Below are 22,609 nucleotides of genomic sequence, written 5' to 3' on the forward strand. Positions count from 1 at the left end.
AAGAATTGGCGATCGCCCCTGGGGGTTTACAATCATTCTCAGTGTTAATGGATATTGATTGTGAATTCATCAACCGATCGCCATCTTAGTCTTTTCTCTCTCGCTGCCTTACTCATTTCAGCCCATTATGGATTAGGTTTTATTCTGGGAACCGCAGAAAAAGCCCTTTCTGTAGGAGCTGCGGGCAGTTTATATCCCTTATGTCTTGCCCTGGGAACCTTAGCCCTCTTAGGATTAGCGCGGTTTTATTGGCAACAGGTGGATCAAATTTGGACAGTTTTGGGCGATCGCTACGGCTCTTTCGTCAAAACCTTGATTGCGCTCATGTCTTGGTTATCCTTAATTGGTATTGATGCCGTCCAAATTATTGCCGGGGCATTTATCCTCAAAGTTTTATCCCTGCCCGTCTTACCCAGTATGGTCAGTTTAGCCCTAATTTTCCTGCTCATTTCCTTACTCCCCGTCGAAAAAGCAGGCATGGTTTTTAAGGCTCTATTAGTCTTTAATATCGGCTCCTTAATTTATGCCCTACTCATCTTAAAGGGATTGCCCACCTATCTCTCCATTGCCAGTCAATTTTTCCCCTCCTTAAGCCAAGTGGGTTGGGGTCAAGTATTAGGCGTTTCCCTCTCCACCATCAGCTTAGTCATGATTGATATGAAATATCAACAGTATCTTGTCCAAGCTAAAGATCTTCCTACCTTATATGGGGGGAGTATATTAGCCGCCTTGGGATTTATCATTTTGGCTGGCTTACCCACCGCTTTAGTTTTAGCTGCCCAAAACAACAATCTTTTACCCCTAGAAATCACCGGTAAAGAAGTCATTCCTTACATTTTACTCACCATCGGCGGCGGCAAAGATCAATTTTTGGGCTTTTTGTTTATTCTATCCTTAGTGGTTCCCGCCCTCGGCATTGGGAGCAGTATTCTCCGCATTCAAACCAAAACCATCCTAGATTTAGGATGGTTTCCCGTTTCTCCCCTCAGTCGATGGCTAATTACAATCTTTAACGCTAGTTTAGCTCTAGCCAGTGCCCTGAAAGGGGGCGAAATTGTCACCTTAATTGCTTCCTTTTATGCCGCTTATGTTTCTGCCATTTGGATTCCATTTATCGCCTATTTGTTAACCCACTTTCAGGTCTATGAATTCTCAAAAAGAGCCGTACAGCTCTGTTTGGGAATCGGCAGTTTGTCTGCTATGGTGATGTTGATCTTAACCCTATTTTTTCCCCAGATCGCCCTATGGAATAGCGCCGAGTTGACCATTTTGGTGATGGGTGCAGGATTTGGGAGTTTAGCCTTATTATTCGGGGAAGCGATCGCCCTCTGGTTCTCCCTTCCAGAAGTGGAAGAGGAGGTTTAGGAGAGATAGAGCAATGGCTATTTTGAGGAATTAAGACCTATCAATTCATCTGACTTTCGGTCATAAGCTGCGATCGAAGCTAAATCCAAAGGTGTAGTTACCCGTGGCATTGAAGTTGCCAAAATCGAGACCGGTGAGTTCATTGGCTGCTAGTAGGGCAATATCGCCGATGACATCCTCCGATGAGTAGAGATGGACGGCTTCAAGGAGACTGGTTTTACCGACATTATTTCGGCCAACAATGAGATTAACTTTACCAATACGATGAATCGATAAGTTTCTGAAGGGTCGAAAATTAGTAACTTGAAGAGAGTTCAACACGAGAGCTTCTCCTTGAGTGTAAAGGTAATGGATTCAGTTCATCGGCACTGATGACCAGATTCTAGTTGGCGCTAGTGGGCGATCGCCCCATTCCCTCAGCCGATCGCCACCGCATATCATCACCATATACCATTCCTATACCTCTTGCGATCCACCACCAGACACCACTCAGGGCAATTGCCTATCCCCGATCCATCACCGAAAGGGCCAGAACTATGTCAGAATGTTCACAGTATTTTTGTTCTCCTTCTTGATTAAATAACCCATTGTGTTTGTTCTTAGCGGTTACGAATACTTCTTAGGCTTTCTGCTGCTATGCAGCTCAGTCCCCGTGTTGGCACTGGGAGCTTCCTATATCCTCCGTCCCAAAGGCGTTGGCCCAGAATGCCGCACCACTTACGAATCTGCCGTTGAACCGGTGGGGGGGGCATGGATTCAATTCAACATTCGCTACTATATGTTCGCCCTCGTCTTCGTTATTTTTGATGTAGAAACCGTGTTTCTCTATCCTTGGGCAGTAGCCTTTAGCAAGTTAGGCCTGTTAGCCTTTATCGAAGCCTTGATTTTCATCGCCATTCTGGTGGTGGGCTTGGTCTACGCTTGGAGAAAAGGAGCATTGGAATGGTCGTAGGTTCAAGTAAAACAGATATGACACAAAATCTAATTAATCCCGTTGAACGCCCCCAAGTCACTAACGAACTGTCAGAAAATGTGGTTCTGACCACGGTAGAAGACTTGTATAACTGGGCGAAACTCTCTTCACTGTGGCCCCTTCTGTATGGTACAGCCTGCTGCTTTATTGAGTTTGCAGCCCTGATTGGTTCCCGGTTCGATTTTGACCGCTTTGGTTTGGTTCCTCGGTCGAGTCCCAGACAAGCCGATTTACTGATTACAGCCGGAACCATCACCATGAAGTATGCGCCCGCTCTGGTGCGCTTGTACGAGCAAATGCCCGAACCCAAGTATGTGATTGCGATGGGCGCTTGTACCATCACTGGCGGTATGTTTAGTATGGACTCCCCTTCTGCTGTACGGGGTGTGGATAAGTTGATCCCAGTAGATGTCTATATTCCCGGTTGCCCTCCCCGACCGGAGGCGATTATTGATGCGGTGATTAAGTTACGCAAAAAGATTGCCAATGAAACGATTCAAGAACGCCGAAAAATCATCCAAACCCATCGCTATTATCAGGTGAGCCACAAGATGAAGGTGGTTGAACCGATTTTGACGGGGCAGTATCTCCAGTCAGAAACGCGACAAGCTCCCCCGAAAGCGTTGGCAGAGGCTTATGGAATGCCGATTCCGGCAGCTTTAGCAGGTGAAAAACAGGAGGAAGTGTAGGGTGGCTGAGGAAAATCAAGAGTTAGCACCGGAAACCGCAGGGCCGGTTTCGAGCTGGTTGGCTGAGAATGGCTTTGCCCATGAGTTTCTGGGGCGCGATCGCTCTTCGGTAGAATTGATTAAGGTAGATCCGCAAGTTCTCCTACCCATTGCTTCGGCTCTGTATGCCTATGGCTTTAATTATCTGCAATGTCAAGGCGCATATGATGAAGGCCCCGGTCAAGAATTGGTCAGTTTCTATCATTTGCTCAAAGTAGACGATAATGTGGTTGACCCGGAAGAGGTGCGTTTAAAGGTCTATCTCCCCCGCGATAACCCGAAAGTGCCTTCGGTCTATTGGATTTGGAAAGCGGCTGATTTCCAAGAACGGGAATCTTATGATATGTACGGCATTGTCTATGAAGGTCATCCGAATCTTAAGCGCCTATTGATGCCAGAAGATTGGGTGGGTTGGCCTTTGCGGAAGGATTATATTTCTCCCGATTTCTACGAATTGCAAGATGCGTATTAATGGGTGTTTTTTCTGGTAGGGGCGAAAAATTTTTCGCCCCTACTGCTGTATGATCTTAGGAAAAGACAGCCAGCATGATGCTTGCACTACTAGACCCATAAAAACTGTACATCTAATTCAAATCCCACTAGCACCTCTTCTCCGGAAAGGGTTACCGGTTGATGGAGAATTTCCACGGGTTGATTGGGTCGATAGATACCTACTCGCTTCCCTTTGGGGTCTAATAACCAGCCTAAACGACAACCATTGGCTTGATATTCTTCCATTTTGCGCTGTCCTGCTGTCCAGGAGTCGGAAGGGGATAGTAGCTCAACGACAAAATCGGGACATAGGGGTAAAAAGCCTTTGCGCTCTTCGGGGGTGAGAGCGTTCCATTTTTCTAGGGGTATCCAGGAAACATCCGGAGAGCGATCGCCCCCGGATGGCAGTTCAAACCCCGTGGAGGAGTCGCAAACAATACCAGCTTTTTGCTGACGATTCCAAAGACCCACTTCTATAATCAGTTCAGAATTCCAATAGCCAGTTTCTCCACCAGTTGGGGCCATGATAATTAATTCTCCTTGGGGATTGCGTTCAAGGTGGCGATCAGGGTTAGCAGCGCAGAGCTTACGGAATTCATTGCGGTTTAAAGTGGCGATCGGGCTGAGGTCGAGGGTTAGAGAGGCCATAATACAGAGAAACCAGGGTAAAAAGTAGCCTGAGTTTAGGATAGCAGCGATCGCCCGAAAACGTTATAAGCGAAGTTAGAATTAGTGATGACGCTATTGGAAGAAGATGAACTCACCTCTCCTTTGCTTCCTGGTTTTTCTTGCCGAGTCAATCAATTCTTTGCTTAAAGAAAGTCTTTACTGGTCAGTGAACCGATCTCATTTAACAGCGCTTTGCGCTGTTAAGTAATGAGTAATGAGTAAGAATTTAAACTATTCTGTCTTAAAGTCTCTATTTTCAAGGCTTGCCAGTAGATCACTTTTCATGTCCGCGAAGCGGAAAGGAAGGAGAAATTTATAGGAACGTACCTCATGACAGCGCTTCGCGATGCATGAGTTACAGTAGCTAAAGATCCCCACAACCCCCTGCTTGAAAAGGGGGATTTTCCGCAAGCGGACATAAAAGGGAGATCTTTAAGGGCTGTATGCAAAAGGCAATGCCAGAAAACCTGGTTTTAACTTTTCCTTATATAGCCCATAAATTGACCCTAATTAAAATTGAAGAAAATATAAACACAATCTGTAATATTTGACTTGGATGATAGTTTCACGGGCACAATGACAGGTGGTCTTGTGCTACGAAGGCTTACTCGTTTTGAAATCTATCTTATTTCTCCTATGTCTAACCTACAAAAATCGGCGAATTCTAACCTACCTTTACGGTGGATTTTAACCATTCCTTTTTTGTTGCAAATTTTCACAATCGTTGGAATAACTAGCTATCTTTCTCTTCGCAGTGGACGAAATGCTGTCAATAATGTCGCGCACCAACTTCGTCAAGAGGTAACCGAACGAGTTGAAAACTATGTTAATAATTACCTAGAAACTCCCCATACCATTAACGCAATCAATGCTAATGCTATTCAAAAAGGGTGGCTTGATTTTGAGGATATTGACGCTTTAGTTCATCAGTTTTTAAACCAAACTTATGCATTTGGTCGTTCTACTCCTATCTATATCTTTGTTGGCAATCAAGCTGGAGGATTAGTCGGTGTTGGACATTACAATCTCTCCGATCCGCTTTTTCAAGAATTTACTGATGATTTTCAAGCCGGACTTTTGAAAAGTTATCACACAGATGAAGACGGAAATTTAGTAAAACTGGTGAATGAGGATGAATATAATGCCACAAAAAGACCGTGGTATCAAAAAGCTGTCCAAGAGAAAAAACAGATTTGGAGTGAAGTTTACACCTTTGTGGACGATATTTTGGGAATTACGGCCAGTCAGCCAATTTTTAATCGGAATGGTGAATTAATTGGTGTGGCTGGTATCGATATTCCTTTAGATGTGTTCAATCAGTTTCTGGACACCATTCACGTCGGAAAATCTGGTCAAGTGTTTATTGTGGAAACATCAGGATTATTGATTGCTTCTTCTACCGATGAATCTCCCTATCTCAAAGACTCCCAAACTCAGAAATTGGTTCGTCTCCATGGGAATCAAAGCACCATTCCCCAAATTCGTCTAGCCACTCAGTTTTTAGAGAAAAAGTTTTCTCAACTGGATCGGATTCAGGAATCGACTCAATTAGATTTTACCGCTGATGGAGAACGTCAATTTCTCCAAATCACGCCCTTGCAAAATAGTCGTGACTTGGATTGGTTGATTGTTGTGGTAGTGCCAGAAGCCGACTTTATGGAACAAATTAACGCCAATACTCGCACGACGATTGGGCTTTGTCTGGTTGCATTAGGCATTGCCACAGTATTAGGAATTTATACCTCTCGTTGGATTTCTAAACCCATTTTAGACTTGGCTGAATCCTCAGAATCCATGTCCGAGGGGAATTTAGATCAACAAGTAGAAGGGGGAAGATTTACCGAACTCGATACCCTCGCCCAAGCCTTCAACCGCATGGCAAATCAACTGAAAAATGCCTTCAATAACCTAGAACAAAAAGTGAAAGAACGAACTTCTGAACTAGAAGTGGCCAAAGAAAAAGCGGAAGTTGCCAACCAAGCCAAAAGCGAATTTCTCGCCAATATGAGTCACGAGTTGAGAAGTCCCCTCAACGCCATCCTCGGCTTTGCCCAAATCATGACGAGATCGCAAACTCTCTCCCGCGACCACCAAGAAAACGTCAGTATCATCTCCCGCAGTGGTGAACATCTCCTGACCCTGATCAACAATGTCCTTGATCTGTCGAAAATCGAAGCCGGAAAAACGACCCTCAACGAAAAGAACTTTGACCTGCATCGCCTTCTTGACGACATCCACGATATGCTCGGACTCAAAGCCAACGGCAAAGGGTTGCAATTATTACTAGAAAAAGAAGAAGACATTCCCCGTTACATTCGCACCGATGAATTGAAATTGCGCCAAGTTCTCATCAATCTCCTCAACAATGCTATCAAATTCACTGAAGAGGGCAGTGTTACTTTATCAGTCACCAGTCACCAGTCAAGCAACAACAGGGAACAGGCAATAGGGAACGGGCAACAACCCACAACAAACATACTCTTTGAAGTTCAAGACACTGGAGCCGGAATCGCCCCAGAAGAACTCGATAAACTCTTTGAAGCCTTCACCCAAACTGAAACTGGAAAACAAGCACAAGAAGGAACCGGACTAGGCTTACCCATCTCTCGCAAATTCGTCCAGTTGATGGGGGGTGATATCAAAGTCACCTCCAAAATCGGAAAAGGAACAACCTTCGGTTTTGAGATTCAAGCTGAAGAAGTCAAACCCGAAGCCATAGACAGTAAAAAACCCAAACGGAAAGTTATCGCCCTCGCCCCTAACCAACCCCGCTATCGCATTCTCATTGTCGATGACAAAATCCTCAATCGCCAGTTATTAGTAAAATTACTTAATCCCTTCGGATTTGAACTCAAAGAGGCGAGCAACGGCAAAGAAGCCGTGGAAATATTCGAGGAATGGCAACCCCACCTGATTTGGATGGATATGCGGATGCCTATTATGGACGGATACGAAGCCACTCAGAAAATTAAAGCCAGCACAAAAGGGCAAGCCACAGCAGTTATTGCCCTGACTGCCAGTGTGTTAGAAGAAGAAAAAGCAGTCGTTTTGTCCGCAGGGTGTAATGCTTTTATGAGAAAGCCATTTCGAGAGGAAGAACTATTTGATGCCATGCACGATCATATTGGAGTGCAGTTTATCTATGAAGAAACACAAGAAAAAATGACCCAGCCAATCAGCAAGATATTAACACGAGAAAATTTAGCAGTATTACCTGAAGAATGGCAAAATGAATTAAAGGCTGCAATTGAAAGTTCCGATCGCAAGAGCATGAATAATATAGTCAAAAAAATTGCACTGGATCATGAGGACTTAGCAGAGGTTTTACAACAATCTCTTTATAACTTTGAGTATGAAAAGATCTTGAACATTTTACCCTAAGAGAATAAGTCATGCTTGAACATAACAGTCGAATTTTTGTGGTTGACGATACCCCGGCTAACTTGCATTTACTTTCCAATATTTTAGAAGAACGCGAGTATGAAGTAAGAGCGTTTCCCAGTGCTAAATTAGCTCTAGCAGGAATGAACAATTTCCGGCCCGATTTAATTTTATTAGATATTACCATGCCAGAAATGAATGGCTATGAAATGTGCGAGCATCTCAAGCAAGATGAAAAATTGCGAGATATTCCAGTGATTTTTATTAGTGCCTTGAATGAAGTCTTCGACAAAGTTAAAGCCTTTAGCGTTGGAGGCGTAGATTATATTACCAAACCGGTACAAACTGAAGAAGTTTTAGCTCGTGTAAAAACTCATCTCCAACTGTTTCTCTGGAAACAAATGCTTCAAGAAACTAACGTTGTTCAGTCTCAAAAATTGGCACAACAAAATCAACAACTCAAATCTCTAAATCAAAAGCTGGAAAGGACTAATCTAGAGCTAAAAGAAAAATACTTGCAACTCGAAGAGACACAACTGGAACTAAAAAAATCCTTGGCAACCTTAGAACAGCGAGTAGCGGAGCGAACGGCTCAACTTGCTGAAGCCAAAGAAGCTGCCGATGCTGCCAACCAAGCCAAAAGCGAATTTTTAGCCAATATGAGCCATGAGTTAAGAACACCTCTCAACGGGATTTTAGGCTATACCCAAATCATGCAACGGACAACCGATCTTAACTCGCAACGCAAAGGGGTAGAGGTGATTGAACAAGCGGGTTCTCATTTACTGACTCTAATTAATGATATCTTGGATTTGGCTAAGATTGAAGCAAGAAAAATGGACTTATTTCCCAAAGATTTCCATTTTCCTTCCTTTTTAACGGGGGTGGCGGAGATCGCACGAGTTCGAGCAGAAAGTAAAGGGATTGCCTTAAATTTCTTGCAATTGGAAACGCTGCCGAATGGGGTTGTGGCGGATGAAAAACGCCTGCGTCAAGTGTTAATTAATTTATTGGGAAATGCGATTAAATTCACCGATCGCGGCAATGTGACGTTTAAGGTAGAAGTTTTAAATCAATCCCCACTCCCGACTGCCGACTCCCAACTCCCCCAAACCAAAATCCGCTTTACCATCCAAGATACCGGGGTGGGAATGACTCCTAAACAACTGCAAAAAATCTTTCTCCCCTTTGAGCAAGTCGGTTCAACCTCGCGACGAGCTGAAGGAACGGGATTAGGACTGGCAATTTGTCGTCAAATTGTGGAGATGATGGGCAGTGAAATTCAAGTCAGCAGTCATTTGGGGGAAGGGAGTATCTTCTGGTTTGAAGTGGATTTCCCGCTTTCCGATGAATGGGTGAATCAAGCGATGATGTCCGAAAAAGGTAAAATCATCGGCTATACCGGAGAACGACGCAAACTCTTAATTGTCGATGATCAAGCAGTCAACCGGGAGGTGTTGATGGAAATATTACAACCTCTAGGATTCCTTGTGGCTGAAGCGGAAAATGGGCAAGAGGGATTAAAGCAAGTGGAGGAGGTTCAACCTGATTTAGTGATTACCGATATTGTGATGCCGGAAATGGATGGTTATGAATTCGTTACAACCGTTCGGGAGTCTTATTCCCAGGGTTTACCGATTCTTGCTGCCAGTGCCAGTGTTTCCTCTAGCGACCAAAATTTAGCGATCGCCGCCGGATGTAATGATTTTCTCTTCAAACCCATAGAGTTAGACAAACTATTCATCCGCTTACAGAAATATCTGGAATTAGAGTGGATCTACGAAGAAACTGAAACTGAGCCTGATTTACAAGCAAGGGAAATCATATTTCCGAGTGCCAAGGAATTAAAAACCATGGTTCAAGCGGTGAAAACAGGAGATATTGAGCTGATTGAAGAAGAAGCCCATCGTTTTCAGGAGTTAGACCCTCAATATCAAGGCTTTTCTGTACAAATTTTGGCATTCACCGCCGAATTTGACGATCTAGGACTTCTCAAATTCCTTGAACAAGCGAGTTGAACTTTTTAATTCCTAATCTTGACTTGCAATCGATGCTCATTTCCAGGGAAAACTCGGATCTGATCGGGCCCTGCGTTGGTGGTTTCCACACAAACAAACTTAAGATAGTCCTCATCATCTAAATCAGCAAATTTGGCAGCTTTCTCAGACCAAGGATTCCAAACTACCGCGCTATTACTACCCTCAGAGAGGACGCGAATCTGGCGTTTCCAAGTAGAATCATCAACGATCACTTTAGAAGCAACATTGGTGTAAATGCGATCGACTTCTGAGGCAATTTCGACCACTCCAGTTTGATGTTTTTCTACTCCACCCTCTACTTTATCAAGATAGTTAGTTGCTTCTAAACCTAAAATTCTCACCCCCTGAATACTGCCTACTCGGAAATAGGTATGTAAAGCCTGAGTAATAGTAAATGGTTCATTGCCTCGGTTGCGGGTGGTTAAACCCACAGTTAGAGTATCGCCTACAATAATATCAAGAACTAATTCCCAAGCATGGGGCCAAAATTGGCGGGTTTCTGGGGTATCGGTTAGTCCGAGTTGGATCTGGGTTTCTCCTTCTGGAGTGGTTGCAGTAGATAAGACTGACCAAAACCGATTTCGCACAAACCCATGACTGGGTAAATCGGACTGTTGGGGATGGGAGCCAAACCAAGGCCAGCAGACGGGAATGCCACCGCGAATGGCTTTTCCAGATTGGAGGATAGCCTTTTCACTTAAAAATAGCAGATCTTCGGATTCAGTTACGGGTTGGAAAGAAAGGATATGACCCCCATAAAGGGAAATGGCTGCTTTGGCGAAGTTATTCTCAATTTGGATAATGGGAAAATCCGTATTTTCTTGAGAATTTGATCCCATTCGATCGGATTTGAATAGGGTTTTGCCTTCAATAAATTGGAGTTGGTTGGTAATGCTATAGCGATCGTTGAGTCGATTAATCATAACCTGGAAATTTAACCTTAAAAATTCAAGTTTACAGTGGGGGGATCGATCTGAGATCCCCCGACTTTTGAATCGAAGAACAATAGGGACTCTTCAATTACAATGCACCGGCTGCGGTGCGGTCAAGAATACCGGCATTCAGGTGGGAGGTAATATTATGGCATTTGAGCATGGGTTTGCCTTGAGGGCCATAGGGATAATCAATGACAGTAACGGCTCCGTTGCCTTGTTTGAAATTCCAGAAATATTGGGGATCTAAATCAAATAAATGGCAAACAATTGCTTTATTGATTGCATCATGAGCAGTCACCATGCCGGTTGTTCCGGGTTTAGCTGATTCTATAATACTTCTCCAGGCGGCGATCGCCCGCGCCCAAACCTGCTGTAAATTTTCCCCTTCCGGCATTTGCACGGTTTCCGGGGATGTTTGCCATTGTGCTAACATCCCCGGATAAGCGGCTTCAATCTCGCTCTCTAGCATCCCTTCCCATGAACCATGACTAATTTCGACCAACAGGGGATTAAGCTGTAACTCCACTCCTGGATGGCTCTCTAAAATCAATTCTGCGGTTTGTTTGGGGCGCAACAATGGACTACTGACGGCAAAATCTATAGGCACATCTTTCAAAAATTCACCGGTTTTACGTCCCTGTTCTTTCCCCGTTTCATTTAAGGGGATATCCTTCACTCCTTGAAAGCGCTTATCCCGGTTCCATTGGGTTTCCCCATGACGCACCAATAACAGGCGAATACCTTCCGGTTCGTTAAACTTGGGCAAAGAAACCCCTAAGTGATGGGTTAAATTCATGGATTCCAATTGGACGCTCTCTCCCCAACCTCCAGCAAAATTAAGGACACTAATACCGCAATTGGATTGCAAAATCGACTGATAATAGGTAGGGGAAATATTGAGGGCTGTACTCAACAAACAGCGATTAATTCCATTATGGGCGACCACTAAGACCGTTTGTCCTTGATGTTTGGCTAAAAGATCTTGCCAAAATTGTTTGGCTTGTTCATGCATTGCCAGAACGGGATAATGATCTTTAGAGCCTTCTGGAGTAGAAATCACCATTTTGAAGGCTTCGGGTTGCTGTTTCCAAACTTGATAGTCTTGGGGAAATTGGGTTTGCACATCTTTTTTATGCATCCCTTGCCATAGGGGAAGATCGACCTCTAATAAGGTTTCTGGACTTTCGATGGTGAGGGAAGAGCCAAGATGGGTGACGATTTCTTCAGCCGTTTGTCGAGCGCGTTGCAAGGGACTTGAATAAATGGCATCTAGGGATAGATCTTGAAGTGCAATGGCAACTAATTTGGCATCTGCTTTGCCTTGTTCGGTCAGTACAGAGTCATTAAGACGGCCTTGAATGCGTTGCTGGGCATTATAACTGCTTTGACCGTGGCGGACGAGGATAACACGGGTTGTCATGAAGTTTTACTCGATTTGTTGCGGTCTGCATTTTACCCCATAATCTGGGGCAATGGGGAGATGGGGTAATGTGCAGATGCGGAGATTAGCTATTGCGGTTGACGGATGACGGATAATGGAGTTATGAGTTTTGGCAAGGCTGAGTAAGAGTGATGAGTGGGACGCAATGGCAACGGGTGGCGATCGCCCCAGAACAATTGCATGATGATATCATTCGGCTGACTGCCGAGCAGCAGCATTATCTGTATCGAGTGCTGCGCCTGCAACCAGGCGATCGTTTTATTGCCCTGATGCCCCCTCAATGGTGGTTAAGTGAACTGCGCGATCTGGAAACAGCTCAACGGCTAGAACGAATGTCTCAGCAAACTGAACTGGCGATCGCCATTACCCTGATGGTGGCTTTACCCAAAAATGGGTTTGAAGAAATTATACGCTGTTGTACAGAATTAGGGGTAATGGAGATTATCCCCATTATTAGCGATCGCACCCTCCTTAAACCCAGTCCCCAAAAACTCGACCGTTGGCGACGCATTGCCACAGAAGCGGCTGAACAATGCGAACGGCAACACATTCCCACCCTGAGTCACCCTCTACCCTTTACCCAAGCTCTAGAAACACCCTACAGCCATCCCTATCTCGCCGTTACCCGCACCCCTGCTCCCCATCTCCTCACCCTATCCCTACCTCCCCCAACTGAAGCCATGCTCATCGCTACCGGGCCCGAAGGTGGCTGGACTCCTCTAGAAGTCGAACAGAGCCTAAAAGCAGGATTCCAACCCATTTCCCTCGGTCAACGCATCCTCAGAGCAGTTACCGCTCCCATGGTTGCCCTCTCTTTACTCGCTGGACACTACGAAGTCCATTCAACCCATTACCCATGACTATGGGGATGATGGTTGGTGACTTCACCAGAGGCGATCGCCTCTGGCCTAGAATTCGCCATAATCCTGTTATCATCAGTAATGGCAACCTGAACTAAAGGACTAATTACCGCCTGCCTTAGCCCTTGGCGAACCTCCTCATTTAAATATCTTTGCTGTAGCTTGTACCACTCTTTCCAGCATTCATAACGCTCTTTAGCCAACAACTTCATCAATCCTGGCCCCTCCTCTCTCCAGTTGCAGGGTAACACTTGATCCAAAAAAAACTCCAAAACCAAAGTATCTTGAATCGTCCCTAAAACTTCCTGAATTTGTTTAATCTCCTGCACATACTCTTGGTAAACCGGGCCATAATGCTGTCTAAACAAACTCATTTGATAGCGCACCCGTTTAGCTTGTTTACGCAAATCGTGCAAAGCTTCACCCTGTTGGGCAATTTGGACTTCAGCTCCCTTGAGAGTTAACCGAGTTTGGCGCTTAATTTGATTTCCCTCTACCATTACCCCCACCCACCAAGCCCGATGGAGCAACAATTGATTAATATACGGTAACAACAGATCGGGCAAAACACTATTAACGGGTAATTCACCCCAATCCTGATATTGAGGATTCTCTAACCAGTCTTGTACCGACTCCTTAAAGTATTTATAGCGTTTACCCTCTAGTAAGTTTTCGACGGTTTTGAAAGCCTTAGATCGCTGTTTGGCTAATTTTTTCAAAGCTTTATTGAAGAGGGTTTGCTCCTTCGCTTTTAATTGGGGTTGATACTCCCGTAGGCTCTCTTGTAGCACATCTAAGTCTCGTAACTCTCCCAAAATTCTGGCCATTTTGCCAATTTTCTGATTACTTACCGAGTCAGGTAAGATGACAACCGGGGCAAAACCCGTGACTGCACTGCGTAACCGTCGCATTCCCACACGCATCTGGTGTAAATCTTCGGGATCTTGATCGGCTAAAACCTTCTGTTCATAAGAAATCGTTGTGGAAAAATATTTTTCTATACCCAGATAAGCCCAATCTTTTAAAAGTTGCTTTTCAGAGTGCGGTTGGATCATGGTATCTGCACCTTCAGATGAAACGATTGCCCTAGCCCTTACCCATCAGGTACTAAGGACTTCTAGGGTAACACACTAAAGCGGTATCTTTGGCTCTACCGATCGCGCTCTTGAAATCTGGCCCTCACCCCTATACACTAAATAATCAATCAACCTTTTTTCAATTTACGGATTACTATGCCTCTCTACGATTATTTCTGCCCTAGTAATAATCGCCGGATCGAAGTCTTTCATCCCCTGAATCAGACGATCGAAACTTGGGGCAAACTATGTGAATTAGCCCAGATCGATCCGGAAGATACCCTCTTAGATGCACCGGTTCGCCGTTTATTGAGCGCTCCCATGCTCAGTGTTCCTACCAGCAATAATGATTACAAAAATCTAGGATTTAGTAAATTAGTCAAGCGAGATGACGGCGTTTACGAAAATGTCACGGCTAAAGAGGGAGAAGATCCGATTTACTATCGCAATAAAAATTCTGCCAACAGTGCTGATTTGACTCCCTAAGCTTCCTAGGCTCTGCTCCCTTAGTGGAAAGCACGGCAACAAGGGGCTGAAGCTCCTTGTTGCAATACTTACGAAGACAAGGGAACATTTACATCGGAGGGGCTGTTTTCGTGCCTAAATGGATGGACTTGTCTGCACCTCGATAAGCATAATCAATCCCTAATTCTTTACAGAAGTCTGCCAAGATGACATAGGTAGAACGCTTTAATAAAACGCCTTGTACAAAGGGTTGCACTGGGAAATCTTGATCGCCAATGGCATTACCGTTAACATCCAGAGGGCGATTCAGGTAAATGTCAACATTGGGGAAATTGGGAATAATGGGAGAATCGGCGATATATTTGGGTTTGAATTTATCTGAAATCAGATTAATAAACCGGACATCCCCATTTTGGACTGTACTGATTCGGATTTGGAAGGGTGAGGTTAAGTCTAATAACCGCACATAACAGCGATTATCGGAAAGGATGTATCCTGTAGAAACGACTTTTCCCCCAAAGAAAATCCGGCATTCGGTTTCCTGTTGATAGTTTCCAATCTTTTCCAAATCGGGATCAGCAGCAGCTTGCATGAAACCCCGGATTTTATCCCGTAAGATATCACCCCCAACACCGCCGCGATCGGAGGATTTGATTTGCCACCAGTCCCAGCGCTCGGCCGTACCTCCGGGCCATCCATCATGCCAACTGATGGGGCCATAATTATCATGGGGCAGTCCATAGGCTCTAGCGGTGGCAAAAGAGACTCCTGTTCCTTGCCAAGCTTGCAACTTGGAGAAATCTCGATTAGCGGCAGCTTCTGCATGAGTCATCACCGTTGAGATCGTAATATCGTTGGCTCCCCAACCCAAATCGAGGGCGAGGGATGCGACTTCTTTACACATATTGTCAATTTGGATATTGGTAGGGGGATAATCTCGCCAAGCGACTCCTCCCATACAAGCACAACAAATACTGACGGAATTAGCGTTGCGGGCATAAGTATGAGTCCGCAACATTTGGTCATAGCCGGTGTGCCGTTTGACTGTGCCATCACTCATGATGATGGTATGGTAATGACCAGGAGTTGCCCAATTATAGTGAGTCCCACTCCAGTGCAAATAGATTTTCTGAATGATTTGACTCATAAACTTACCCAATCCTAAGATATAGACCTCATTATATTTCAGGGATTTCTTCTAAAATATTAAAGTTGGGCAAAAAATAGGGATCGGGTATGGGCGATCGCCTCACTCCGTAATTTAGCCAAGAGAAAGCTAACACTTGCTCACCTAGATCCCTCGCCCAAATCCGGTAAAAGTCCTCTTCCCAAAAAGGTTCAGAACTAGCCTAGGGAAATATTACCCCGGCAGTTTTGGTGGTATTCCGAAACTCAATTTTTAAAATAGTCTCTAGATGTAGGGGTCAACGGCCGTTGACCCCTACAGAATAACTGCTACAGAACCCCCTTGAGCCGATCGCCCCAATCCTCCATATACAATAGAAATTCCGATCCGATTATCCAAGGCTTATGACCACCCTAAACCCCTCAGCCCGACAACACATTGCCTCCCTGCAACATCAAGCCGCCTCCCTACTCCTCTATCGAACCGTCCTTGACGATCAAGTTGGCCGAGCCTTCCTCAGTCTCTTAGACCAACTCAACCAACCCGAACCCCATCCCCTCGACTGTCTCAACGCATACGGTCATTGGTTTAGAACCCTAGCCCATGTACAAAAAAGTTGGTCAGATTATCTGCTGGCGCAAATTTTCCGAGACCATAACCCCTTTACCAGCCAAGCGCAACAGTTTCCCCTAGCCAAAATTCCCAGTCCTCTCATTGCTGCTGCAAAGCAGGATTTACAGACGCTACAAAGTCTCTGTCAAGGGGAACCCTCGGTGGTGGAACAGATCGGTTTGTGGGTGCAATGGGTAGCCGATTTGCCAGAACCTCCGGTTTTCTGGATCATGGAATCTTCTGCACATCCTCTGTTGGTCAACCGGGAAAATTGGGCGGATGCGCTGCCGGAATTAGCCCGCTATTATCAACAGCATGGCACGGGCATTTTTTCGGAATACCGAGCGTTACGCTGGCAGTCGGGAGAGTTAAAAGGGGTTTCTTATCCCGATCGCATTCAACTGAAGGAATTAGTGGGATATGAAGAGCAAAAACAAGCCCTTTTGCAGAATACAGAAGCCTTACTCGCAGGCTATTCGGCTCTAAATGTCCTGTTGTACGGTAGTCGCGGCAGTGGCAAATCTTCGTTAATTAAAGGCTTAATTCATCGCTATGATAGCTTATGCTTAATTGAAGTCGCTAAGTCCGATCTTAAAGACTTACCGGATATTGTGGAACGGCTGCGGCATATGCCGCAAAAATTTATTATCTTTGTTGATGATTTATCCTTTGAAGAAGATGATGATGCTTTTAAGTCCCTGAAAGTGGTCTTAGAAGGCAATTTAACCGAAAGACCGGATAATGTGGTTGTTTATGCCACCTCGAACCGTCGCCACTTAATCCGGGAATTTTTTGGCGATCGCCCCGATCCAAAAGATGCGGAAGAGATTCATCATTGGGATACAGTACAAGAAAAGCTTTCTTTTAGCGATCGCTTTGGTTTAACCCTCACCTTTGAACCCGCCGATCAAAAAACCTACCTGCAAATGGTGCAACATTTAGCCAGCCTAAATCAGCTTGCTCTCACCGGTGGAGAATTAGAATATCAAGCCCTACAATGGGCAACTCGTCATAATGGGCGTTCGGGCAGAACCGCACGACAGTTTATTGATTTTGTCAAGTCTCGAACTCTCTAGAATTTCTTGCCCCTTGCCCAGATTAGAATCAAGCAATAGCGCTAAACTGTCAATAGGTTAATCATCAGGAAAAAACCATGGCAAAATCAATTATTCAGCTTGTCGATGAACTGCCCCAAGATAACATTACCGTTAAAGTCTTAAACGCCCTCGATTTTGTCGCACCGGGAGAATGGAATAATCTCGTCGGATTTGATGCCACAATTACCCATTTCACTGGAGAAACCGATCCCAAAACCATTCAGCGTATCCGCGATCGCGCTGCCTCTCTGTATCTCAATCCAGCCAAAGGCTACCAAGGTGCAGTTGGGTTATATCAGACCATTGATAAAGCTGATGTCGCTATGGGTACAGCAGCCTTAGCTAATAAAGTGGGTGAAAAGTTAAATTTTGTCTCATTTCTGAGTAATATTACCCCCAAAGCAGACACCACTCAAACCATTGATTTACTGCTCAAAATTGCCATAGAAGTGATTGCTTTTTGTAAACTCAATGGTCTTCCCCAACCCAATCCCCAAGTTTTCGCCAATTCTCTCGCTGAAAATTATCACAACGCGGGATTAATACGAATGATTGCTTTAGTTTGTATTGATGGCATTTTGCCCTTGGGGCCAAACTTTTTAACCAAAATTCATGTAATTCTTCAAGGACTTAATTCAGGAACCCTTGCCAGCAACCCCGTATTTTCCGGGATGAAAGACGAGATACCGGGTGAGACAACTGATGATCGCCTAGGATTTGTCAATCAATGCTTTAGTGCGATTGAAGGTTGGATCAGTCAGTTAATTGCCCAAACAGGATTAACACCAAAAGATGTTTTCAATCATTTGGGTAACTTTATTCAAATAGCCGATGATAATCTCGATTTTGTCGCCGCTTTTTTGGATCAAAGCACGAACTATTATGAACATACCGGCATCCAAACCGTTGCCCAGCGCTTAATTTTAGATGCCTATCAATCCTTGCAAGCAGAAGGGCAAGCGCTTCCTGATGCAGATGCTGATGAAGAGAATTTAGACAGTAATGGAGAGGGCGAATTTTCTGCGGGAGATACGGTTGAAGTTTGGGATAAAAAAGACGAAGATTGGTATCAAGCCACCATCCAGAAAGTTACCGCTAAAAAAGGTAAAACTCAATACTATGTTCACTATATCGGCTATGGTTCCTCAGAGGAGGAATGGGTCAAAGAAAAGAATGTTCGTGCCCGCAATGCTGAAAATGCCGATGATAACGGGTATGCGGTGGGTCAAAAAGTGAAAGTCTGGGATGACGATGAGGAAGAATGGTATACTGCCAGAATTCAAAAGATAGATAGTAATCAATATCGAGTCCATTATCTTGATGAAGATGAGTCTGAGGATGAATGGGTCGATTTAGACGAAATCTGTTAGGCGCTCATCTGGGTTTAAACGGGATGAAAAGCGGGCTGGGTTAGTCTCTTGTCCATTAGGCATTTAAGTTTTTATACAGGTTGATTACTGTTCCTGTTAATCCTATTGCACCATAAGGGCAAGCTAAAACCGGCTCGCTTGCCTTCATCCCCGGAATGAATTCACTCAGTTTTCAGCTTATTTATTGATTATAAGGACGGAGAGAGAGGGATTTGAACCCTCGGAAGGTATTAATACCTTCAACAGATTAGCAATCTGCCGCTTTCGACCACTCAGCCACCTCTCCAAGGTAAGCATTAGCTATCATAACAAACTTCGTTGAGAACAGCAAGAGGATGAAAGAACTTTTTCAACCAAATCCGCGCTCTATCAGATGGCGCTTCCAGTCCCAATGGTTGAGGAAAAAGTCTTTGGTTTGTTTATATCCCAAGCAATAGAGCTTGACCTTTTTACTGGAACTGAGGCCAAACTCGGTGGTGGTGACTTTAGCCTCAGTGACATCAATATTAATCACCCGGCCTTGGTCACCGTGGCGCAGATGGTAGCGGTCTCTAGCATTGGCCATTGCTCGCAGAGAAGCGGTAAATAGGTCAAGGGCATTTTTAATCTGGGGTGGACTGAGGGTTTGATCGATTAAGCGAAAGCCAAAGGTTGGCCATTTAGGGGGGTTGAGGGGATCGCCAGCAGGACGATCATAAATCCACAGGGGGAAGTTACTGAGCAAACCGCCATCGAGAATATGGGCATCTCCGAGTTGTTCGGGTTTGAAGAAGAGGGGAATACTAGAGGATAAGCGAACGGCTTCTGCAATACCAAACTGGCGATAATCTGTGAGATTATGCTGTTTTAGCATGGCTTCCCGACTTTCTTTTTGTTTTGGGGTGAGGTGATCTAGGTTGGGGTTGAGGTCGTCGGGTAGGACGAGCATTTCCGCGTGGGTGATATTGGAGACGACGATTTTCAGCTCTCGTTCAGGATCGGGAATTTTGATATCGGCAAAGGTTTCAATCCCTTTGGGTTTAATGGTTTTGGCGATCCAGTCTCGAAAGGGATCGGAGGAATATTGACCGAGTTGTTGGGTCAATAGTAAGGAAATAATCATCCAGAAGGGGGCTTGCAGGTCGTTACTGGGATCGCCGTTGAAAATGAAGGGGCTGGTTTTTTTGGATAGGATGCGATCGTAGTTAATCGTGCTGAGAATGGCTTCGAGTTCATGGATGGGAAAATTAGCGGCTAAGAGGGCTGCGGTTAGGGAACCGGCGGAGGTTCCGGCTAGTTTTTTCCAGCGAATGCCTAAATCTTCACAGCATCGCAAGGCTCCGAGCAGGGCAACCCCTCGTACTCCTCCCCCTTCAAAGATAGCATCGGCGCAGTGACCCTCTATGGGTTCGGGAAAACGACTCCAAATGGATTCTTTTTCTGCTTGGGTGAGTCGGAGGTTTTGATCTTCGAGAAGTTGGGGACTGATCTTGATAAATTCCATGTTCAGCTTCAGAGATCGGGGTTTGAGATGGTGCTGTAAGAATTGTAGTGTACTAGGTTAAACTCAGCCAGAGGGCAAAACCTCTCATGGATCGGGGTTCACTGGACTGGAGTTTAATAAGGATTGACTTCGGCATAGTCGGGTAAGGTAGTATCGATGGGTTTACCGTTACGCAATACAATGCGGTCATGTTGGGAGCGGGCTAAAAGTTCGGTAAAATGCCGCCCTTTGAAGAGAATTAAGTTAGCGGGTAAACCGACGGCGATCGCCACTGGATAAGGTAATTTCATGATTTTACCGGGAATTGTGGTCACGGCTTGGGGCCAGTTGCCATAAGGAATATCTAAATGGGCAATTCGTACCGATTGATTAAAGACTTCTAGCAGATCATGATCGCCAAAGGCAAAGAAGGGATCGCGACAATTATCGGAGGCGAACATGACGGGAATGCCCATAGTTTGCATTTCCTGAACTAAGGTTACTCCGCGATAGGTGGGGGTTTTGCCTGGTTGTCGGTCTTGCAGGTAGAGGTTACACGGGGGTAAGCTGACTAGGGCAATGTTAGCGGCTTTTACTGCTTCTAGGGTTCCTTGGACGATTTCTGGAGTTTGTACCGATAAACTGCAACAATGACCGCAGGTAATTGTCCCTTGAAATTGATGGTAAAGCGCTTTTTGTGCTACGTGATAAAGGGTACGCGCTTCTACATTTAGATTTTCATCGGTATGGAAATCTAGGTCTAAATTGCGCTGTTTTGCCATAGAAAACACAGAATTAAGTTGGCTCTCTAGACTAGGATTCATGAGAGGCATTCCCCCTAAAATACCGCCGATTTCTGCGAGGCGATCGGCTAACTGTTGTCCTTCTGGAGTACATAGTTGTTCTAAGGTGCTTAAGCTCACGGCTTGCAAGTCAATTTTGCCTTGCCATTCTTGACGGAGAGTTTGGAAGACTTCCCAAGTCACTTCCATTTCTTCGCCCCTAAAATCCAGATGGGTGCGGATGGCTTGGGTTCCGTGGGCATAACTACACTTTAGGGCAAAATTCATACGGCGATAGAGATCTTCGGCAGTCCAGTAAAGATGGCTATCTTGGACGGAAGCGGCGATCGCCCCCTCAAATGTACCATCAGGATTAGGGCTACGATCCCAAATATGACCCTTATCCAGATGGGTATGGATATCCACAAAAGCCGGCCAAACTTGACCCCCTTTGAGATCGTAGACCTCATCTTGATCCCTCACAGGGCGGTTACCACTGGCGCAAATCCCCGTAATCATGCCATCTTCAATCTGGATATCCACCTGCACTAATTTTTCCGAGTCCGGTTTGGCTGTGGGAGGGCAATGTTTCGGGAGAAACAGAGACAGAGGAACATGGGCATTGTGGAGCCAATAGCGATCTTGCTCTAAGAGGGTGGGAGGAGTCATGGGGGATAGGATGGCAAGTATTTATCCTAATCTACAGCGTTTTTTTCCTGGGTGACTGACAAGCCAATAAATGTGTATATTGACTTGAAAAACGGTATAACGATCGCTGTCTACTTTCAACTCATTCAGTCTAAATTACTATGGTTAGTCCATCACCATCCCAAACCGATCCCACCTGGCTCAGTATCATTAAACTCTTACGCTGGCATAAACCCGCCGGTCGCTTTATTCTCATGGTTCCGGCTCTATGGGCTGTATTCCTTGCCGCCCAAGGGACTCCACCCCTGCCCCTCGTCGGTGTAATTATTGTCGGCACATTCGTTACCAGTGCTGCCGGTTGTGTGATTAATGACCTTTGGGATCGCAATATCGATCCAGAAGTGGAACGCACCCAAACCCGTCCCCTAGCTTCTCGCGCTCTCTCAGTTCAGGTGGGAGTGGCGATCGCCCTTTTAGCCCTATTCTGTGCTGCCCTCTTAGCCCTCTATCTCAACCGGTTTAGTTTTCTTCTTTGCGTCGCTGCCGTTCCCGTCATCGTCCTTTATCCCACTGCCAAACGAGTCTTCCCCTTGCCCCAACTCGTCCTCTCCATTGCCTGGGGTTTTGCCGTACTCATTTGCTGGAGTGCCATTACTGCCAACCTAGAACCCGCCACCTGGGTACTCTGGGGTGCGGTTGTCCTCTGGACTCTCGGTTTTGATACCGTGTATGCCCTCCCCGATCGCCAAGATGACCAACGGATCGGGGTCAATTCTAGCGCCCTATTTTTCGGGGATAACACCCCGATCGCCGTGGGGGTCTTTTTTGCCGGAACTGCTGTTTTATTAGCCCTAGAGAGCCAAATCATGGCGCTAGATTGGACATTTTGGTTAGGGTGGAGCCTGGCGGTTATTGTCTGGGGCAAACAGGTTTATCAGCTCCTACAACCAGAGGTTCCCTCCAGCCTCTACGGTCAAATTTTTGGGCAAAATGTCATCATTGGCTTTATTCTCTTAGCAGCCATGATTTCTGGCACGCTTTTGGGTTAGGGGCAATGGGGAACGGGATCTTCCCATTCCCCCTTCCCA

General features: G+C 45.4%; 19 protein-coding genes, 1 tRNA gene and 1 pseudogene. 12 read left to right on the forward strand and 9 right to left on the reverse strand.

Annotation, left to right across the window (positions count from 1 at the left end):
- Positions 1–60 precede the first annotated feature (60 nt).
- On the forward strand, positions 61–1,365 hold the full coding sequence (locus AC3FZD_RS18815) for an SLC5/6 family protein (protein ID WP_488737486.1): 1,305 nt from the start codon (positions 61–63) through the stop codon (positions 1,363–1,365).
- A 60-nt stretch (positions 1,366–1,425) separates the two neighbouring features.
- Here AC3FZD_RS18815 and AC3FZD_RS18820 read toward each other — a convergent pair whose 3' ends face one another.
- Positions 1,426–1,686: an AAA family ATPase gene (locus tag AC3FZD_RS18820; RefSeq protein ID WP_488737487.1), complete on the reverse strand. Its 261-nt coding sequence runs from the start codon at positions 1,684–1,686 to the stop codon at positions 1,426–1,428.
- Between the two features lie 268 nt (positions 1,687–1,954).
- Between AC3FZD_RS18820 and ndhC the strand changes: the two genes are divergently transcribed.
- The 3 genes from ndhC to AC3FZD_RS18835 are packed head-to-tail and all read left to right on the forward strand — an operon-like array spanning position 1,955 to position 3,538.
- Entirely contained in the window at positions 1,955–2,317 is a 363-nt protein-coding gene (gene ndhC / locus AC3FZD_RS18825) for a photosynthetic/respiratory NAD(P)H-quinone oxidoreductase subunit C (RefSeq protein WP_271938464.1), read from the forward strand.
- Complete coding sequence (gene ndhK, locus AC3FZD_RS18830) at positions 2,308–3,027, forward strand: photosynthetic/respiratory NAD(P)H-quinone oxidoreductase subunit K (RefSeq protein WP_488737488.1); 720 nt, start codon at positions 2,308–2,310, stop codon at positions 3,025–3,027. Before ndhC ends, ndhK begins: the two co-directional genes overlap by 10 nt.
- A gap of 1 nt (position 3,028) precedes the next feature.
- Positions 3,029–3,538 (forward strand): NAD(P)H-quinone oxidoreductase subunit J, encoded by a 510-nt coding sequence (locus tag AC3FZD_RS18835; protein WP_488737489.1) that lies wholly within the window; start codon positions 3,029–3,031, stop codon positions 3,536–3,538.
- An 89-nt stretch (positions 3,539–3,627) separates the two neighbouring features.
- Here AC3FZD_RS18835 and AC3FZD_RS18840 read toward each other — a convergent pair whose 3' ends face one another.
- Entirely contained in the window at positions 3,628–4,206 is a 579-nt protein-coding gene (locus tag AC3FZD_RS18840) for a Uma2 family endonuclease (RefSeq protein WP_488737490.1), read from the reverse strand.
- Positions 4,207–4,275: 69 nt separating this feature from the next.
- Between AC3FZD_RS18840 and AC3FZD_RS18845 the strand changes: the two are divergent.
- The 3 genes and pseudogenes from AC3FZD_RS18845 to AC3FZD_RS18855 all read left to right on the forward strand — a co-directional run.
- A pseudogene (locus AC3FZD_RS18845) lies at positions 4,276–4,374 on the forward strand (Uma2 family endonuclease); the annotation flags it as partial.
- Between the two features lie 489 nt (positions 4,375–4,863).
- Positions 4,864–7,608, forward strand: a complete 2,745-nt coding sequence (locus tag AC3FZD_RS18850; RefSeq protein WP_488737491.1) for an ATP-binding protein — start codon at positions 4,864–4,866, stop codon at positions 7,606–7,608.
- 11 nt (positions 7,609–7,619) lie between these two features.
- The gene (locus AC3FZD_RS18855) at positions 7,620–9,626 is read left to right on the forward strand and encodes a response regulator (RefSeq protein WP_488737492.1); all 2,007 of its coding nucleotides are present in this window, start codon (positions 7,620–7,622) and stop codon (positions 9,624–9,626) included.
- A 5-nt stretch (positions 9,627–9,631) separates the two neighbouring features.
- Here AC3FZD_RS18855 and AC3FZD_RS18860 read toward each other — a convergent pair whose 3' ends face one another.
- The gene (locus AC3FZD_RS18860; protein WP_488737493.1) at positions 9,632–10,570 is read right to left on the reverse strand and encodes a D-hexose-6-phosphate mutarotase; all 939 of its coding nucleotides are present in this window, start codon (positions 10,568–10,570) and stop codon (positions 9,632–9,634) included.
- Positions 10,571–10,667: 97 nt separating this feature from the next.
- Entirely contained in the window at positions 10,668–12,002 is a 1,335-nt protein-coding gene (locus AC3FZD_RS18865) for a histidine phosphatase family protein (RefSeq protein ID WP_488737494.1), read from the reverse strand.
- A gap of 152 nt (positions 12,003–12,154) precedes the next feature.
- On the opposite strand from AC3FZD_RS18865, the gene AC3FZD_RS18870 reads away from it, so the two are divergent.
- Positions 12,155–12,883 (forward strand): 16S rRNA (uracil(1498)-N(3))-methyltransferase, encoded by a 729-nt coding sequence (locus AC3FZD_RS18870; protein ID WP_488737495.1) that lies wholly within the window; start codon positions 12,155–12,157, stop codon positions 12,881–12,883.
- Here AC3FZD_RS18870 and AC3FZD_RS18875 read toward each other — a convergent pair.
- Positions 12,874–13,938 carry a CHAD domain-containing protein gene (locus tag AC3FZD_RS18875; RefSeq protein WP_488737496.1) on the reverse strand — a complete coding sequence of 355 codons (1,065 nt, stop codon included), beginning with the start codon at positions 13,936–13,938 and terminating at the stop codon, positions 12,874–12,876. The genes AC3FZD_RS18870 and AC3FZD_RS18875 overlap by 10 nt on opposite strands.
- A gap of 177 nt (positions 13,939–14,115) precedes the next feature.
- Between AC3FZD_RS18875 and AC3FZD_RS18880 the strand changes: the two genes are divergently transcribed.
- Complete coding sequence (locus AC3FZD_RS18880) at positions 14,116–14,445, forward strand: FmdB family zinc ribbon protein (RefSeq protein WP_488737497.1); 330 nt, start codon at positions 14,116–14,118, stop codon at positions 14,443–14,445.
- A gap of 88 nt (positions 14,446–14,533) precedes the next feature.
- Here AC3FZD_RS18880 and AC3FZD_RS18885 read toward each other — a convergent pair whose 3' ends face one another.
- Positions 14,534–15,571 (reverse strand): hypothetical protein, encoded by a 1,038-nt coding sequence (locus AC3FZD_RS18885; protein ID WP_488737498.1) that lies wholly within the window; start codon positions 15,569–15,571, stop codon positions 14,534–14,536.
- A 383-nt stretch (positions 15,572–15,954) separates the two neighbouring features.
- On the opposite strand from AC3FZD_RS18885, the gene AC3FZD_RS18890 reads away from it, so the two are divergent.
- Both AC3FZD_RS18890 and AC3FZD_RS18895 read left to right on the forward strand, forming a co-directional pair.
- Positions 15,955–17,238 (forward strand): ATP-binding protein, encoded by a 1,284-nt coding sequence (locus AC3FZD_RS18890; protein ID WP_488737499.1) that lies wholly within the window; start codon positions 15,955–15,957, stop codon positions 17,236–17,238.
- Positions 17,239–17,315: 77 nt separating this feature from the next.
- On the forward strand, positions 17,316–18,629 hold the full coding sequence (locus AC3FZD_RS18895) for a Tudor-knot domain-containing protein (protein WP_488737500.1): 1,314 nt from the start codon (positions 17,316–17,318) through the stop codon (positions 18,627–18,629).
- 197 nt (positions 18,630–18,826) lie between these two features.
- Here AC3FZD_RS18895 and AC3FZD_RS18900 read toward each other — a convergent pair.
- From AC3FZD_RS18900 to AC3FZD_RS18910, 3 genes are all read right to left on the reverse strand, one after another.
- A tRNA-Ser gene (locus AC3FZD_RS18900) sits at positions 18,827–18,915 on the reverse strand.
- Positions 18,916–18,978: 63 nt separating this feature from the next.
- Positions 18,979–20,112, reverse strand: coding sequence for a patatin-like phospholipase family protein (locus AC3FZD_RS18905; protein ID WP_488737501.1), 1,134 nt, complete (start codon positions 20,110–20,112; stop codon positions 18,979–18,981).
- Between the two features lie 113 nt (positions 20,113–20,225).
- Positions 20,226–21,542 (reverse strand): cytosine deaminase, encoded by a 1,317-nt coding sequence (locus AC3FZD_RS18910; RefSeq protein ID WP_488737502.1) that lies wholly within the window; start codon positions 21,540–21,542, stop codon positions 20,226–20,228.
- 140 nt (positions 21,543–21,682) lie between these two features.
- Here AC3FZD_RS18910 and AC3FZD_RS18915 point away from each other — a divergent pair, with 140 nt between their 5' ends.
- Positions 21,683–22,570, forward strand: coding sequence for a 4-hydroxybenzoate solanesyltransferase (locus AC3FZD_RS18915; RefSeq protein WP_488737503.1), 888 nt, complete (start codon positions 21,683–21,685; stop codon positions 22,568–22,570).
- Positions 22,571–22,609 lie beyond the last annotated feature (39 nt).

The organism is Roseofilum sp. KMC-1 (genome assembly GCF_057802075.1).

What these genes read in the sequence shown, in the direction of transcription:
- AC3FZD_RS18890 (WP_488737499.1), top strand. Translation starts at nt 15,955, where the DNA reads ATGACCACCCTAAACCCCTCAGCCCGACAACACATTGCCTCCCTGCAA.
- AC3FZD_RS18915 (WP_488737503.1), top strand. Translation starts at nt 21,683, where the DNA reads ATGGTTAGTCCATCACCATCCCAAACCGATCCCACCTGGCTCAGTATC.
- AC3FZD_RS18840 (WP_488737490.1), bottom strand. Translation starts at nt 4,206, where the DNA reads ATGGCCTCTCTAACCCTCGACCTCAGCCCGATCGCCACTTTAAACCGC.
- AC3FZD_RS18850 (WP_488737491.1), top strand. Translation starts at nt 4,864, where the DNA reads ATGTCTAACCTACAAAAATCGGCGAATTCTAACCTACCTTTACGGTGG.
- ndhK (WP_488737488.1), top strand. Translation starts at nt 2,308, where the DNA reads ATGGTCGTAGGTTCAAGTAAAACAGATATGACACAAAATCTAATTAAT.
- AC3FZD_RS18910 (WP_488737502.1), bottom strand. Translation starts at nt 21,542, where the DNA reads ATGACTCCTCCCACCCTCTTAGAGCAAGATCGCTATTGGCTCCACAAT.
- AC3FZD_RS18895 (WP_488737500.1), top strand. Translation starts at nt 17,316, where the DNA reads ATGGCAAAATCAATTATTCAGCTTGTCGATGAACTGCCCCAAGATAAC.
- AC3FZD_RS18905 (WP_488737501.1), bottom strand. Translation starts at nt 20,112, where the DNA reads ATGGAATTTATCAAGATCAGTCCCCAACTTCTCGAAGATCAAAACCTC.
- AC3FZD_RS18865 (WP_488737494.1), bottom strand. Translation starts at nt 12,002, where the DNA reads ATGACAACCCGTGTTATCCTCGTCCGCCACGGTCAAAGCAGTTATAAT.
- AC3FZD_RS18875 (WP_488737496.1), bottom strand. Translation starts at nt 13,938, where the DNA reads ATGATCCAACCGCACTCTGAAAAGCAACTTTTAAAAGATTGGGCTTAT.
- AC3FZD_RS18855 (WP_488737492.1), top strand. Translation starts at nt 7,620, where the DNA reads ATGCTTGAACATAACAGTCGAATTTTTGTGGTTGACGATACCCCGGCT.
- AC3FZD_RS18880 (WP_488737497.1), top strand. Translation starts at nt 14,116, where the DNA reads ATGCCTCTCTACGATTATTTCTGCCCTAGTAATAATCGCCGGATCGAA.
- AC3FZD_RS18860 (WP_488737493.1), bottom strand. Translation starts at nt 10,570, where the DNA reads ATGATTAATCGACTCAACGATCGCTATAGCATTACCAACCAACTCCAA.
- AC3FZD_RS18885 (WP_488737498.1), bottom strand. Translation starts at nt 15,571, where the DNA reads ATGAGTCAAATCATTCAGAAAATCTATTTGCACTGGAGTGGGACTCAC.
- AC3FZD_RS18870 (WP_488737495.1), top strand. Translation starts at nt 12,155, where the DNA reads ATGAGTGGGACGCAATGGCAACGGGTGGCGATCGCCCCAGAACAATTG.